We start from the raw sequence: 15345 nt of genomic DNA on the forward strand, positions 1-15345 counted from the left end.
AGTGCTTTCTATGGTCCCAACGATTGATGAATTGCGCAATCAGTGCCGAATAGACAGCGATGACGCTACCGAAGACCAGATGCTTACGCTTTACTGTTTGGCGGCAAAGGGAAGGGCCGAGAATTATATTAACCGTAAGTTATATGATGCTGCGGTGCCTGAAAACGAAAGTGAGGGGCTGGTGATCTCGTCGGATATTAAACTGGCGCTGATGCTTGCGGTTGGGTTTTGGTATGAAAATCGTGAGGCGCAGAGCCTGCCAGCGGGATTTTTCTCAATACTGCAACCTTACAGGTTTATTCCGCTATGAACATCGGAAAAATGCGCCACCGCGTCACCATCCAGAACTTCACCACAACACGCGATGCCAGCGGGCAACTCATCAAGACGTGGTTTGATGCTGCTACTGTGTGGGCCGAGGTCGCACCTATAAGCGGACGTGAGCTGGTGGCTTCAGGGGCGGTATCTGCCCGGCGATACGGTCACATGGGGTGGTTCACTCTGGCATTGTGATACCAAGACTCAGGATAAGCCTGGTGAGACCGGTTCTTCCGGATGGACGCTAGCTGCGAAGCGTGGGCGAGACGGGAGGGATAAAACGTGATTGAGTTGGTTACTTTGTCACAGGCAAAAGAGCACTTGCACATTGATGATGACTCCAGTGATGACGATCTGCTTCTGAAAATTCAGTCCGGTAGCGCGGCGATCCTGTCTTATATCCAGGGTAGCCGGGAACGGGTTGTCGAAGGTGATCGCCTGGTTGAAGGAGAGCCACTAAAGAGAGTACAGGCCGCGCTACTGGTATTACTTGGATACCTTGACCGAAATCGCAGCGGAGAAGAGGAAGAGAAACTGAATCAGGGGGAACTCCCGTTCTCTGTGACGATGCTTATTTACGATCTCCGACGACCAACGATTATTTAGGGAGGAATTATGCTGGCAGGACGACTGCGTCACCGCGTCACCCTGCGTCGCGTCGCGATTGAGCGTTCCCCGCTATCAGGGGCGGAGCAACACCGTGCGCAAGAGGTTGCATCGGTATGGTGTCAGGTTGAACCGATATCGAACAGAAAAATTCGCACCGCTGATCAGCAACGCGTCGTCAATACGGTGCTCTTTACCCTGCGTCCACGCACTGATGTCGAGGTTGACTGGCAGGTTGTCTGGCAGGGGAGAGTGTTGACGGTTACCGCGACAGACAGGAGCCAGCGCGATCGGCTGGTATTACGTGCAGAAGGAGACGGTAGACATGATCGAGTTTGAACTCACCAGGGATTTACAGCGTTTGACTAGGCTGACCGTCTGGCCGCTGCTGTTGCCCGAGCATGCACAGGAAGGCATAACGTTACTACGGGTTAGCGATGCCAAAGTTGATACCGGTCTGGCGCAAACCGCGCTGGTTGAAGGGCGGTTTCAGGTGACGTTCGTTCTTGTCGATGACTACGAGCGTTTACTCCGCCTGGACAATATCGTCCGTCAGGCATGGGAAAGTGTGCAACAGGGTGCGATCGGCGATTGGCCGGTTCAGGCAGTCAGACGTGGCACTGTCCATCAGGATATGACGCCACTGGCAAATAATCATAAACAGTACCGTTTGATCAGAGATTTCATCATTGTCTATCCCGAGGATGCAACATGATAACAATGCAGCTAAATGGACTGGAGGTGCTGCGCCAACAGCTTGAAGCACTACAGAGTGATGTATCGACAAAAATCCTGCGTCAGGCAGGACGGGCAGCGTTGGCACCGGTTCAGGCCGATATGCGCCAACATGCCGGTTTTGACGCTGAGAGTCACGATGTCCACATGCGCGACAGTATCAAGATACGCAGCACTACCGGCGGGCGGGCGCAGGTCACGTTACGGGTTGGCCCCGGTAAAAAACACCGCATAAAAGCGCTGGCGCAGGAATGGGGTACCGTGAAGCAGGTCGCCCAACCCTTTATCCGTCCTTCGCTGGATTATGAGAAGTCCCAGGTTTTACGACTGCTGGCGGCTGAGATCCGCCGGGCGCTGGAAAATCGATAGTCCCTATTTCCCCTTATATTGAGAGAACACACTATGCCGACAAAAACCTCGCCGGAATATGCCACTCTGCCCGACAGCACTGTTGTAAAGTACGGTGCCATCGGCGCAGCAGTGACGGCTATGAAAGCCCTGACAAATTGCAAAGCGATTGGAGCGACCGGCCAAACAGGCGGCTATATCGACTGTACGACGTTGCTTGATACCAGCAAGCAGTTTATTTCCGATTTACCGGAAGGCCCGGAAAAATCCCTGGTGTTTATTGATAACCCTGAGGATGCGGATTTTGCTGCATTTCTGACGGCGGCGCAAAAACGGGAAACCGTGCAGTTTTACATTGAATTACCGAACAAACGGACAGCCACCATGATACTGGCGTTATCGGGTTGGGAAACGAATGAAATCAGCGCCCCTTCCAGTGAGGTCATTCAGATCACCGTTAAAGGTAAGCAAAACACGCTGAACTGGGGAACAAAGACAACGCCCCCCTCTGGCGGCACAGGTGGTAAAGGCACAGGTGGTAAAGGCACAGGTGGTGCAGGAGATGGCGTATGAAGCAGACCGTTTACACCGACAACCTGAAAATGTCGTTACTCAAACCGCTGAACACGGCGCAGGAATGTGAATTGTTAGGCGGGCGCTATTTTATCCGCCGTCTGTCCGCGCTGGCATTGCTTGAGCAGGAAGAGAAAGCGACGCAGGCGTTTGAGGCGGGGGATATGCGTCAGGCGTCGTTTCTGAACGTGCAGATGCTGCTGGATTGCCTGTGTGATCCCGAAGGGCTGCCGATACCGCCTGATGCCCTGCCGACGGCTGATGCACTGATGGCGGCGCACGATAACGGCACGTTGCTGGATGCCATTGCCACGGTCAAACGTCATGCGGTGGGGTCACTGGAGGACGCGCAAAAAAACTGACCGACTCGCCCTGGCTCTATTTTCTGTTTCAACTGGCAGAGCGCCTGGGCGAGGCAGACATTCGCAAACTGGCGGCGCTACCCGCTTCCCAGCTTCTCCACTGGCAGGCGTATTTCCTGCTGCAGGCAGCACCGCATGACCCCATACCTGTAAACAAGACTTCCCCCCCGGCGCAGCCTGCCGTCTCTAACATTGAGGCGCAATGTGCTGCCGTAATGCGAGCGTTAGGATAACGATGGCAGATGTTGCTTCTTTGGCCGTAGGCCTGTACCTGAACAATGCGTTTACGCCCCAGCTGACGGCAGCTTATCGTCAGGCGAGCGACCAGTCGCGTCGCTTTAGTCGCGACGTGCAGCAGGATACCCAAAAAGCCGAAGTGGCCTACCAGCACCTGGCGTCCGCTATTGGCGGCGTAGCCTCGCGTCTGGCCGGGCTGGTGGGTGTGGGACTGTCCCTGGGTGCCGTTATTCATACCTCGCGGCAATACAGTCAGGCGTTGTCGGATTTGTCGGCGATCACCGGGGCGACCGGTGAGGCGTTAAAAAAACTGGATGCGGCAGCGCAGCAGATGGGGCGCACCACGGAGTACAGTGCCCGCCAGGCTGCCGAGGCGTTAAAGCTGATGGCGTCCGCCAAACCAGAGCTGTTAAACACCGCCGACGGTCTGACAAACGCGACCCACAGTGCGCTGATCCTGGCGCAGGCATCGGGCACCACCCTGCCGGAGGCGACCCGGACACTGGCGTTATCGCTGAACCAGTTTGGTGTCAGCGCCGAGCAGGCCGACCGCTATATCAACGTGTTGGCCGCCGGGGCGAAGTACGGCTCCTCGGAAATCGCCCAGACCAGTGAGGCTATCCGAAACGGCGGTGTGGCGGCGGCGCAGGCGGGTGTGGGGTTTGAGCAGCTGAATGCGGCCATTCAGGTGCTGGCCGAGCGTGAAGTCAAGGGCGCACAGGCGGGCACGGCGCTACGAAACGTTATTCTGACGCTCGAAAAAGGCACTGACAAAACGCTGAAACCCTCGGTGGTGGGACTGGTTGGCGCACTGGATACGCTGGCGAAGAAAAAGCGCTCCACGTCCCAAGCGGTCAAGCTGTTTGGGGTGGAGAACATCAATGCGGCTTCCATTCTGGTGGATAATCGCGACAAGCTGGAGGCGCTGACTCACGCGTTAACAGGTACCCAGACCGCGTACGAGCAGTCAGCTATTCGGGTCAACAATCTCAATGGTGACCTGATGGGACTCACCAGCGCGTTTGAAGGGCTGGTTATTCAGGTCGGCCAGTCGGGGAATGGGCCGTTACGCTCAGGTGTACAAAATATCACCCACACCATTAATGCGCTGGCAGACAATTTCACCACAGTGGCATCGGTCGCACTCTATACCCTGATCCCGGTGCTGACCACCCGGCTTACCGCAGGCTTGCGGGAAAGCGTCGCAGGCTGGGTCGCACAACAACAGGCGGCCAAAGCCGCCGCGGCACAACAGGGCGCGACTGCCCGTGCGACGCAGGCGCAGGCGCAGGCATCAAGACAGCTGGCACAGGAGCAGTCGCGTTATCTGGCGACCCAGACGGCGGTAAACCGGGCGAATGGCATCCAGCTAAGTTATCAGCGTGAGCATATCGCGTTAAGTCGCACGATACGCGCAGCCCGTCTTGCCGAGGTGCGTGCCACAGAGCAGTTAGCGGCAGCCAACGCACGGCTGTCCGTCTCGGCGCGAGCGGTCTCGGCGGCGGTGTCCGTGGCGCGCGGGGCGCTCTCTCTGGTGGGTGGCCCCCTAGGGGCGGCCATGCTGGCGGGCGCCGCCTTGCTCTACTTTCATCAAAAGGCCAAAGACGCCCGTGAGTCAGCGATTGGGCTGAAAGAGGCGGTGACGGAGACCACAGAGGCGCTGATGGCGCTGTCGTCAAAACAGCTGGATGTCAAGGTGCTGGATTTGTCGGCGCAGTATCAAAACCAAATCACCCAGCGTAACCAGCTGATGAAGGCGGTGCAGGATCACGACAGTCGTCTGGACGTCCTGAGTACCTTTGATCCTTTCGGCCAGCGTTCAGGGGTTGAGGCGGATAAAAAACGTGCCCTGGCAGATTTGGAAGCCGTCAATCAAGGGGCACAAACCGTTAAGGCTTCGCTGGACAATGCGCACCAGGCGCTTGCGCGTCTGAAGGCAGGGGCGTACGGCCCCGTCAAGCCGAAACAGGCAACACCGCCGGAAACGCTAAAAACGCCCTGGTCCGGTCAGGACAGCCCCACGGCAAAATCGGGCCAAAAACTGGCCTTGAATCAGTATCAGCAGTTGCGCCAGGAGATTGAACAAGCTCACGCCGGTAGTTTACAGCGCCTTGCCTTGCAAGAGCAGGTGGCGCAGTCACGGTTGCTGGCGAGCGCCAAGACCGCCGGGGCGGCACAGTCTGATCTCCTGCGCCTACAGGGGATGCAGGCGGAGAAATATCAGCGGCAGCGCCAACAGCTGGCTGAGCGCTATTCCCCGGTCAAAACGCAGCTACGCCACGAGCAGGACGCCAGCCGCGAACTGAACGCGTTGTGGGCAGCGCGCTTGCTGAGCGAGCAGGACTACCAAACGGCCCGCCGCCAATTGGCCTATAGCAGTACGCAGGCGTTAGTGAAAGCGCAGGCCGAGTCTGCGGGCTCCCCCCGCCTTAGTCTTGCCGGTGAGGTTGACCCCATAGTCGAGCTGCAAAACCAGCTGGTCCGGCAACAAAGTCTCCTGGACGCCTACTATGCCAACGGCAGCCTGAATAAAACCCAGTACGAAGCGCTGATGCAAAAAACCGCTCAGGATTCGGCGGATGCGCAATATCAGGCCGCATTAGCCCTGTATGGCGGTCAAAGCCGGTTGCACAAGCTGTCGCTGTCGCTGGCGGAGACCCTGCGCGAACGGACGACAAATATGCTTACCGGCCTGCTGACCGGGGCCCGCTCTTTCAAGGAGAGTCTGTCGGGATTGTTTGCCTCATTGGCGCAATCGGTCATCAAAAATCTGGTGGACATGGCGGCGCAGATGCTGATCACCAAAACGATCCTCTCCTCGTTTATGGGCGGTTTTGGCGGCGGTGCAGCGTCGGCGTCAAGCAATGCGTTTACAACTGGCGCATACAACCCTCTTTCGTTTAATGCTCAGGGTGGCGTTTATCAATCACCGTCGCTCAGAGCCTACAGCGGTGGTGTGTACAGCACGCCTCAGGTGTTTGCTTTTGCTAAAGGTGCTGGCGTGTTTGGTGAGGCCGGGCCAGAGGCCATCATGCCACTCAGTCGTGCAGCAAATGGTTCTCTTGGCGTAAGGGCGATCATGCCGGATGTTTCAGCGTGGGGCGGCGGCGCTCCTCAGGTGACAGTAAATATTTCCAGCAACGGGCAAGTAAGCCAAACGTCAACACCGGGTTATGAACAGTTTGGGCGTGAAATAGGTCAGTTTGTCGATCAGCGGTTTCAGGTCCTGTTGCAGAAAGAAATGGGGCAAGGAAAAAGTCTGAATGCAGCAATGAAAGGAAGGAGAGGGGGATAATGGCTATCGAGACATTCACCTTCTGTCCTCGCGTCAATCCAGAGGGGGCATTTACACAGCGAACCCGATCGATACAGTTCGGTGACGGGTACACGCAGCGGGCAGGCGATGGGATTAACGGCGAGTCGCAGCGTTGGCCGTTAACGTTTGTTGGCGATGGTGCCCATATTCAGCCAATTATTGCCTTTCTGCGTCGCCACAAGGGGTATACCGCATTTCAATGGGTAAACCCACTCACTGAGTTGGGGCTGTATTGCTGCCCTGACGGCTTTAACGTTACGGCGATGGGTAAAAACAGCCGTGACGACCAGGTATTTCAACTCACCGCAACGTTTGTTACCGCCTATCATCCATAAACACGGTTAATCATGGCTATAAACACCGACTCCCAAAAACTGGAGCCGGGCGATCGCGTGCGCCTGTTTGAAGTGGATTGCGCCGCATTTGATGGCCCGGAATTGTACTTCCACAGTCATGCTATCGCTCATACCTCGGAGGCAATTGAGGAAGCGGGTGACGATGCAGCAAAGATACTCGCAAAATCGATCTGGTGGCAGGGCAAAGAATATAAAGCCTGGCCAACGCAGGTTGAAGGGTTGGAAATGACCAGCGATGGCAGCGCCCCCACGCCCACACTGACGGTGGGTAATATCGACGGCACCATTACGGCGCTCTGTCTGGCTTATCAGAATCTGGCACAAGCCACGGTGCGCGTTCACACCACGTTTGCCCACTATCTTGATGCGCGTAATTTCCCTGGCGGAAATGCCGACGCTGATCCAACGCAGGAACGGTTAGAAGTTTGGTATATCGACAGCAAAACCGCAGAGGATGACGAGTCAGTGACCTTCAAATTGTCATCCCCGGCAGACCTGCAAGGCATCATGATCCCCACCCGGCAGATACACAGTCTGTGCACCTGGTGCATGCGTGGTCAGTATCGCGGGGCATCATGTGGTTATACCGGCACAAACTATTTTGATGCAGAGGGTAATCCTGTTAGCGATCCTGCGTTGGATGAATGTTCTGGTCTGCTTACCACTGGCTGTGAAAATCGCTTTGGCAAAGGCGCAGCGTTACCTTTCGGCGGTTTTCCCGGCTCCGCACTGATTAAGAGGTGAATAGTGAAACTCAGCAAATTAATAATTACAGAAATACTGGCACATGCTGAGCACGTCTATCCCTATGAGGCGTGCGGATTAATTATCCAGACCGGGCGGAAACAGCGCTATGTGCGCTGCCGTAATCAGGCGCTGGAGCCAGAAGAACATTTCACGATGAACCCGGAGGATTACGCAGAGGCGGAAGATAGCGGGGCCATCATTGCCATTGTCCACAGTCACCCGGATGCCACCACACAACCTAGTCATGTTGATCAGGCTGAGTGTGATGTGTCGCAACTGCCTTGGGTGATCGCCAGTTGGCCGGAGGGGGATATTCGCACCATTATGCCTGCGGAGGGTGTCAAGCCGCTGCTGGGGCGTCCTTTTGTGCATGGCATCTGGGATTGCTATGCCATTGTGCGTGACTGGTATCTGTTGGAACGAGGCATAACGCTGCCCAATTTTGAACGCGCCGATGGATGGTGGAACCGTAGCGAAAACCTTTACATGAAACATTACGCTGAGGCGGGGTTTACTGCTGTCAGCTGTGAGCCACAACCCGGTGACGTGATCATTATGCAGGTGAGAGCCAGCGAGCCAAACCATGCAGGAATTTATGTCGGCAACGGTGAAATGATCCATCACATGTACAACCAGTTAAGCCAGAAAGTGCCCTACGGCGGCTACTGGCTGGACAGGACCATAACCCGCTTGCGTCATAAAGGAGGTGTTAATGTCGGTAGCGATTGAGTATCAACCCCTGAAAACCATCCGCCTTTATGGCGTTCTGGGCGCGACGTTTGGGCGCGTGCACCGTCTGGCGGTTGAAAGCCGTCAGGAGGCTATCAAGGCGCTAAGCATAGTCATCCCCGGCTTTGAGAAGTTTCTACTGACGAGTAAAGCGCGGGGGCTGACCTATGCGGTGTTTGATGGTAAGCGGAATCTGACGCGCGATGAGTTGGATTTTAATGTCAGTCATGAAATCCGTATTGCTCCCATCATTATCGGGAGCAAGCAAGCTGGCGTATTTCAAACTGTTCTGGGCGCTGTTTTAATCGCTGTTGCTGCCTACTTTACTGGAGGTTTAGGCGCGGCGTTTGCCGCAAAGGGTTGGGCTGGAGCAATGGCGATCGGCGGCGCATCGATGATGCTTGGCGGAGTGGTGCAGATGCTAACCCCCGTTCAGGGTGGGATTGGTATGCGCGAATCCCCCGATAATAAACCATCCTATGCCTTTGGCGGGCCGGTTAACTCTATTGCTCAGGGTAATCCGGTGCCGATCCTCTATGGCCGTCGCCGAATCGGTGGCGCGATTATCTCAGCGGGTATCTACGCAGAAGATCAGCAGTAATCATTCCGTTCACTTCTTAAGCCGCTCTCAGCGGTTTTTTTTATTTCTGGAGCATTCATGACGATTCATGGTCGTAAAGGGGGTGGCGGCAATGCCCGCACACCGGTGGAGTCGCCGGATTCTATTCAGTCTACGTCCTACGCAAAAATCCTGCTGGCGCTGGGGGAGGGTGAATTTAGCGGTGGGTTGGATGGTTCGCGGGTTTTTCTGGACGGTACGCCGATCACTGATGCGAACGGCAACGCAAACTTTTCAGGCGTGACGTGGGAGTTTCGTTCCGGTACGCCCGACCAAAGCTATATTCCCGGTTTTCCCGGCGTTGAGAATGAAATTACCGTCAGCACAGAATTAACCAGCCAGACAGCCTGGGTGCGGTCACTCACCAATACTCAGCTTTCAGCGGTACGTCTACGCTTTTCGTGGTCTGCACTCCAGCAACAACAGGATAACGGCGATGTTGGTGGTTATCGCATTGAGTATGCGATTGATGTGGCCACGGATGGCGGCAGCTATCAGGAACTGCTGAAAACAGCGGTCGACGGTAAGACTACGACGAAATATGAGCGTAGCCACCGTATTGACTTACCTGATGCAACAACCGGCTGGCAAATCCGCGTGCGCCGCATTACGCCGAATTCAACGAGCAACCGCATTGCGGATAAAATGGTTATTGATGCCGTTACGGAAATCATTGATGCGAAATTGCGTTACCCGGAAACCGCGCTGCTGTTTGTTCAGTTTGATGCGAAACAGTTCCAGAATATCCCGGTTATTTCCTGTGAGCCTGATGGGCGCATTATCCGCGTCCCCTCAAATTATGATCCGGTAGCCCGCACCTACAGCGGGGCATGGAACGGCACCTTTAAGTGGACGTTCACCAATAACCCTGCCTGGGTATATTACGACATCCAGATCAGCGATCGCTTTGGCCTTGGCAACCGCATCAAGGCTGAAAACCTCTCCGTTTCAAAATGGTCGCTGTATCAGATTGCACAGTATTGCGATCAGTTAGTACCGGATGGCCGGGGCGGTAATGGCACTGAACCACGTTTTTTATGCGATGTGTATATCCAGTCGCAGGAAGAAGCCTGGACCGTGCTTAATGATCTGGCTGCAATCTTTCGCGGTGCCACGTTCTGGGGCAACAACCAGATGAATGTGATCGCCGATATGCCGCGCGATATTGATTACATCGTGACGCGCGCCAACGTGAAAGACGGGAAATTCACCTACAGCAACGCCAGCGAGAAAACACATTATAGCCAGGCCATGGTGTCATGGTCCGATCCTGCCAACAGCTATCAGGATGCGGTTGAAGCCGTCAATGATAACAAGTTGGTTAAACGTTACGGGATTAAACAGGCCGACGTGACGGCGATTGGTTGTATTCGCCAGACGGAGGCGATCCGCCGTGGTAAATGGATTTTGCACACTAATGATGCGGACAGGGCCATTGCGTACACAATGGGGCTGGATGGCGATATTCCGGTGCCTGGCTCAATTGTTGGGGTAGCTGATTCGTTACTGGCAGGGCGTCCCCTGGGGGGTCGCATCAGTGCGGTTGACGGGCGTAACATCACACTTGATCGCGTATCGTCTGCGGCCATTGGTGAGCGCCTGATTGTTAACCTGCCGAGTGGGAAAGCAGAAGGGCGCACCATTGAAGCGGTAAACGACAACATCATTACGGTCACAACAGACTACAGCGAAACGCCGATCGCAGAATCTGTATGGGCGATAGATGCCACTGATTTGGCTTTGCAACTGTACCGCATTGTTGGTGTGGCCGAGGCTGATGGTGGCCTGTCATTTGATATCACCGGCGTCGAGTATGACCCGGACAAATGGGACAAGATTGATAACGGCGCACGCATTGAATCGCGTCCGATCAGCGTTATTCCTCCTTCAGTACAACCTGCCCCCGAAAGTGTCGAGATTGGCAGTTACAACACTGTCGATCAGGGCATAAACGTTACGACACTTCGGGTAACGTGGGATCGGGCTGAAAGCGCAATCGCTTATGAGGCGCAATGGCGACGTGATAATGGCAACTGGATAAATGCAGCGCGTACTTCTGCGTTGGGTTTTGAAGTACCAGGCATTTACGCCGGGCAATATCAGGCTCGCGTCCGGGCTATTAATGCGGCTGAAATCTCCAGCATGTGGACTAACGCGCAGGAGACCCGGCTTAACGGCAAAGAGGGCAATCCGCCTGCGCTGGCGAGTTTTATCACAGTGCCACTCGTTTTCGGCATTCAGCTTAACTGGAGTTTTCCTGCTGATACAGACGATACGCTGAAAACGGAGATTCATTATTCCCCTACGAGCGACGGGCAGACTGCGTTGCTGCTGGCCGATGTGGCTTACCCCACTCGCACCTATCAGCAAATGGGGCTCAGTGTCGGTCAGGCGTTTTTTTACCGTGCCCGTATTGTTGACAAGTCAGGCAATCAGGGACCGTGGACGAACTGGATACGCGGGGGATCCAGCACAGACGTAAGCGATATTACGGATGTGATTGTGGGTGAAATAACCGAAACCGATGCATGGAAATCTCTAGTTGGTGAGGTCGAGAACAATACCCTGCAAATATCGGACGGCATGCTGAACAGCATTGAACAGGCCAAAGCGATTATCCGTAACAGCCTGGCTAACGATGCTGAAACGCGACGCTGGCGCGCGCAGAACGGCGACAGAGCGGCAGAAATCACCGAAACGCGTGCTACAATCGCCAATGAGGTGGAGGCCAGAACGATTGCGATGCTGGAGATGCAGTCAAGTATCGGCGCAACCAATAGTAACCTGACGCAGTTACAGCAGACAGTGGCAACGCAAAACGAAACCACATCGCAGCAGCTGACCAATCTCAACAGTCAGATGAACGATCCTGCTACTGGCCTTACAGCGAATGCAACGGCGGTGCAGGGCCTGCAAACCTCTGTCACCAGCATTGACGGGCAACTTACAGCGCAAGCTACGCAGCTCACCCAACTCACCTCCACGGTTAACGGCGTCACAACGCAAATCAGCGATATCAGCAGCATTGTGAATGGCACAGATGCGAAGTTGTCGGCCTATCGCACGCTGCGCATTAAAGTTGATGCGAATGGGCGGCAATATGTTGCGGGTATGACGCAGAGCATTGAGGACACGGACCAGGGTATGCAGTCGAATACTATATTCCTGCAAGACCGATTCTCGATCATGAATGCAGCCGGGGGAAATCCACAATTAATATTCACCACGCAGGGGGATCAGGTAATTATTAACTCTGCGATTATTGGTAAGGGAACAATCACTGACCTGATGATTGGCGATCTCATCAAGTCAAAAAACTATTCTGCTGGTGTTTCAGGGTGGATGATCAATAAAGACGGTACTGCTGAGTTCAACGACATGTTGTTTAGAGGCGACCTACAATCAAATAATTATGCTAAAGATGTGCGTGGATGGAAGATATCTAAGAACGGGGATGCTGAATTTCATGACGGTAGTTTCTACGGGACTGTCTATGCTGGAAAAATTGTTGGTGATGTCTATGATTACACCTACAGCTTTGCCGGAGAATATACCGGCATTATTGGTTTAGATGGTGGCAATTATAGCTATCAATTATTTAAAATAAAAAGAGAATTATTTGATAAAACAATCATTATGATTGGCTCGACCGACGAGAGGACCCGCGCTTTCAATCCTCCCATATACAGGGAAACTAATGAAATTTGGTTTTGCAACGGACAAACCGGAGCTGGGGGGTACGGTGGATTATATATTGATGATGATTTAGTAATAGATATGTGGGGTAGAGCCAAATTAGCACCCTATATCCGTCCTCGAAAAATAATTCTCACTATCCCAGCCGGTGAGGGATTTTCTGTCGTTTCAATAAAGATGCATAGAAACCCATCGAGTGGTGGAACGATGGTTCACAAGGTTGTGTTCAAATTCGACGTTGCTGCTTTTCGGCAATCAAGTTCGATTACGCCGATAATGAATTGGCAATAAAGCAGGGTAAACGTATGAAAGCATGGCACACAACCGGCACCATTGATGGTCGCTGACGTAACCAATTATCCAGTACCATTCAATCTAAAATAAAAATACTATTCACCAATGTCATGGGGTAATGGCGAATGTCTTGGTATAAAACCGGAACTATCGCTGCCACTAACGGCAGCAAAATCATTACGGGCGTAGGAACACAATTCGCTAATCCATTAAACGGTGTATCAGCAGGCCGGATGTTATTATTGCCTGCTGCTGGCACTGTTCAGATTTATGAAATTGAGTCTGTGCAATCCGATACACAATTAACGCTGGTATCGGCGTTCAATGGCACAACGGGAACAGGCAAAGCTTATGCTATTCCCACCTCACCGGCTGTTTCGGTTGAGCAGTTTGCCCATGAGTTTGCATCAACGCTGGCCTATTACCAGCAGCAACTATCAGGCTGGCAGCAGATATTAACCGGAACGGGGAACGTTACCTTAACTACGCCAGACGGCCAGACTGTCACCGTTCGCTCGCAAAAGGCATGGGATGATGCGCTGAATGGGAAGGTAACAGGGGTTAAGCAGACTGGCCAGTTTGATGCTACCGCAGGCTCGCTATTGATAAACGGGGCTTGGGGTTGGGGGGCGAAAGGGCTGGCTTTCAACCGTGATGATGCGGCAATGATTGCGTGGCTTAGGGCTTCCGGCACAGGGAGTCGCATATACCGTAATGACACAAGCCGTGTTTCTTATGGCCTCAGATATGCGCCGTCCGTTCTTCTAAAAACGGGCGATTTGTGGGCTTCAATGTCTTTTGGTCATGAAGCCGTTGTGGGAGCGCCGTCTTTTGGTATTAGGGCAACTGTAGGTAACGAAGCCGGAACGGCTACGGTGATCCATAACTTTTGGACCGACAAAAATCTTGCTAAGCAGACAGCGTCATTGGCTACTGCTGGTCAGGTGTTGGTTGCCGGGTTAGCTGGTGGTATTGGCAGTAACACATCGCAAGTTTTGCCCGGCGCAACCCTTGCATCTGATCACCGAGCAAATGGCGTTTGGTATGCCCGGTCAGCTGAACAGTCTGATGTTCCTAATAGTGGCTATTTACAAAATCTGTTCGGCAATCCAAGCAGCACCTATGGTGCTCAAGTTTGGATCGATGTGAGAAATAGCACGCCATCGTACCGTTTTAGAACAATCGAGAACAACGCCGTTGGTGCGTGGCATGAGTTGGCTACGCTCGACAGCGCACAGACAATATCCGGGCTAAAAACCTTAACTAACGATTTCTTTATTCTTAGGCAATACCCTGCGATATACCTTGAATCGACTACGGTCGCACAGGCAACAGTTGGGCGCAGGGTTCTTATTTCGGCTGAGAACGGACAACTTAAAATAATAAGACGGGACGGCACTGGATCAGCAACAGGACAAACCGTTGTAACGTTCCCGAGCGCTGCGTCCGGCAATGTGCTTGTTACTGGCAATAACGCCGTAGCCGACTCCAACGGCTTCTGGAAAACAGCAAGCCCGGTTGTGAAGCTGTTCGCCGATGGTACCAGCGAGTTGACCAGCGACGCTGAGGGCATCACCACCGAACGTCTGAGTGAAGGTGTGTACCGCATTTCCGGCTGTTTGGGCCTGAATGCCGATCGCGCCTGGGGCGGTGATGAGGGCGGTATCGATGTGCCGATGTGCCGCAACAAGTTACCGCGCCTGTGGGTGGACTATGGCGGTGATGATGGAAGTGAGCAAATAAACCCGGATGGCTCGATAGTTATTCGCACCTATCACCGCCCACACCCGGATGCGCCAGCGTTCGCTCGCAATGAGATAGAGGGATACGCCAACGGCGACCCGATAGATATCCCGCGTGACACCTTCATATCGATGCGCGTGCAAATGCCAGAACGTGAGGAGCCTAACCCGAAGGTAATTCACAGTAATTTTTACTGCAACACTGTAGCAAACTAAACAAGAGCGCCCGACGATGATGTTGGGCTCTTTCACTCACATCAATTGAACCCATCGTCTGCCGATCCCCACGTTTCCTGAATCAGTTCACTCACCTCATCCCGATCCCCACCGAATACCGTCAACCCATCGCTACCCGCTCTATGCTCGAGTTCGGACTAAAATTTTGTAGTTCAACTTTTAAGCAAAAATCAGCATCCACGATTGCTCGGTACTGAGTTTTGCAAAAATCCGGTAAAAGCTGCCGATGAAGTCCACTTTCAAGTGGTGACATAAGAGGTCGTGTTCAGCAAAAGCCTCTGCTGACAAGGCTTCTGGGGCAGTTCTCCAGCGCATAGTCCAGCTAGAGAGGGGTATTTTCTCTCTCAATCGTCGATGGTCCAGTGGTTTCAAAGTTTGGGGGAGTAGTTTCAAAATGGGGGATGGTGGTTTCAAGTTTATTTTTAAATCT

14 protein-coding genes and 3 pseudogenes are annotated in these 15345 nt (G+C 53.7%); 16 read left to right on the plus strand and 1 reads right to left on the minus strand.

The window, feature by feature from the left end; genetic code table 11:
- The first annotated feature begins 10 nt into the window (after positions 1 to 10).
- The 16 genes and pseudogenes from ACQGXV_RS22945 to ACQGXV_RS23020 all read left to right on the plus strand — a co-directional run bounded on the left by ACQGXV_RS22945 (position 11) and on the right by ACQGXV_RS23020 (position 14894).
- Positions 11 to 310, plus strand: coding sequence for a head-tail connector protein (locus ACQGXV_RS22945; protein WP_440863199.1), 300 nt, complete (start codon positions 11 to 13; stop codon positions 308 to 310).
- Positions 307 to 471 (plus strand): annotated as a pseudogene (locus ACQGXV_RS22950) (phage head closure protein); the annotation flags it as partial. The gene ACQGXV_RS22945 and the pseudogene ACQGXV_RS22950, both read left to right, overlap by 4 nt.
- Positions 464 to 604: pseudogene (locus tag ACQGXV_RS22955) on the plus strand (phage gp6-like head-tail connector protein); the annotation flags it as partial. The pseudogenes ACQGXV_RS22950 and ACQGXV_RS22955, both read left to right, overlap by 8 nt.
- Positions 601 to 924, plus strand: a complete 324-nt coding sequence (locus ACQGXV_RS22960) for a head-tail connector protein (protein WP_440863251.1) — start codon at positions 601 to 603, stop codon at positions 922 to 924. The pseudogene ACQGXV_RS22955 and the gene ACQGXV_RS22960, both read left to right, overlap by 4 nt.
- Before the next feature lie 9 nt (positions 925 to 933).
- Positions 934 to 1263, plus strand: a complete 330-nt coding sequence (locus ACQGXV_RS22965; protein WP_440863252.1) for a phage head closure protein — start codon at positions 934 to 936, stop codon at positions 1261 to 1263.
- Positions 1250 to 1639 carry a hypothetical protein gene (locus ACQGXV_RS22970; protein WP_440863253.1) on the plus strand — a complete coding sequence of 130 codons (390 nt, stop codon included), beginning with the start codon at positions 1250 to 1252 and terminating at the stop codon, positions 1637 to 1639. Before ACQGXV_RS22965 ends, ACQGXV_RS22970 begins: the two co-directional genes overlap by 14 nt.
- Positions 1636 to 2028 carry an HK97-gp10 family putative phage morphogenesis protein gene (locus ACQGXV_RS22975; RefSeq protein ID WP_440863254.1) on the plus strand — a complete coding sequence of 131 codons (393 nt, stop codon included), beginning with the start codon at positions 1636 to 1638 and terminating at the stop codon, positions 2026 to 2028. The genes ACQGXV_RS22970 and ACQGXV_RS22975 overlap by 4 nt, the downstream gene beginning before the upstream one ends.
- A 33-nt stretch (positions 2029 to 2061) precedes the next feature.
- Positions 2062 to 2580: a phage tail protein gene (locus ACQGXV_RS22980; RefSeq protein ID WP_440863255.1), complete on the plus strand. Its 519-nt coding sequence runs from the start codon at positions 2062 to 2064 to the stop codon at positions 2578 to 2580.
- Positions 2577 to 2942, plus strand: coding sequence for a phage tail protein (locus ACQGXV_RS22985; RefSeq protein ID WP_440863256.1), 366 nt, complete (start codon positions 2577 to 2579; stop codon positions 2940 to 2942). The genes ACQGXV_RS22980 and ACQGXV_RS22985 overlap by 4 nt, the downstream gene beginning before the upstream one ends.
- Before the next feature lie 235 nt (positions 2943 to 3177).
- The gene (locus ACQGXV_RS22990) at positions 3178 to 6474 is read left to right on the plus strand and encodes a phage tail tape measure protein (RefSeq protein WP_440863257.1); all 3297 of its coding nucleotides are present in this window, start codon (positions 3178 to 3180) and stop codon (positions 6472 to 6474) included.
- Positions 6474 to 6830 carry a phage tail protein gene (locus tag ACQGXV_RS22995; RefSeq protein ID WP_440863258.1) on the plus strand — a complete coding sequence of 119 codons (357 nt, stop codon included), beginning with the start codon at positions 6474 to 6476 and terminating at the stop codon, positions 6828 to 6830. Before ACQGXV_RS22990 ends, ACQGXV_RS22995 begins: the two co-directional genes overlap by 1 nt.
- Positions 6831 to 6842: 12 nt before the next feature.
- Positions 6843 to 7595 carry a phage minor tail protein L gene (locus ACQGXV_RS23000; RefSeq protein ID WP_440863259.1) on the plus strand — a complete coding sequence of 251 codons (753 nt, stop codon included), beginning with the start codon at positions 6843 to 6845 and terminating at the stop codon, positions 7593 to 7595.
- A 3-nt stretch (positions 7596 to 7598) separates the two neighbouring features.
- Positions 7599 to 8327, plus strand: coding sequence for a C40 family peptidase (locus ACQGXV_RS23005; RefSeq protein ID WP_440863260.1), 729 nt, complete (start codon positions 7599 to 7601; stop codon positions 8325 to 8327).
- Positions 8311 to 8928: a tail assembly protein gene (locus ACQGXV_RS23010; protein WP_440863261.1), complete on the plus strand. Its 618-nt coding sequence runs from the start codon at positions 8311 to 8313 to the stop codon at positions 8926 to 8928. The genes ACQGXV_RS23005 and ACQGXV_RS23010 overlap by 17 nt, the downstream gene beginning before the upstream one ends.
- A gap of 57 nt (positions 8929 to 8985) precedes the next feature.
- Entirely contained in the window at positions 8986 to 12933 is a 3948-nt protein-coding gene (locus ACQGXV_RS23015; RefSeq protein ID WP_440863262.1) for a host specificity protein J, read from the plus strand.
- 128 nt (positions 12934 to 13061) lie between these two features.
- Positions 13062 to 14894 (plus strand): hypothetical protein, encoded by a 1833-nt coding sequence (locus ACQGXV_RS23020; protein WP_440863263.1) that lies wholly within the window; start codon positions 13062 to 13064, stop codon positions 14892 to 14894.
- Between the two features lie 41 nt (positions 14895 to 14935).
- On the opposite strand, the pseudogene ACQGXV_RS23025 reads toward ACQGXV_RS23020, so the two are convergent.
- Positions 14936 to 15022 (minus strand): annotated as a pseudogene (locus ACQGXV_RS23025) (DNA damage-inducible protein I); the annotation flags it as partial.
- Between the last annotated feature and the right edge of the window lie 323 nt (positions 15023 to 15345).

Source organism: Symbiopectobacterium purcellii, assembly GCF_052050035.1.
GTDB lineage: Bacteria > Pseudomonadota > Gammaproteobacteria > Enterobacterales > Enterobacteriaceae > Symbiopectobacterium > Symbiopectobacterium purcellii_A.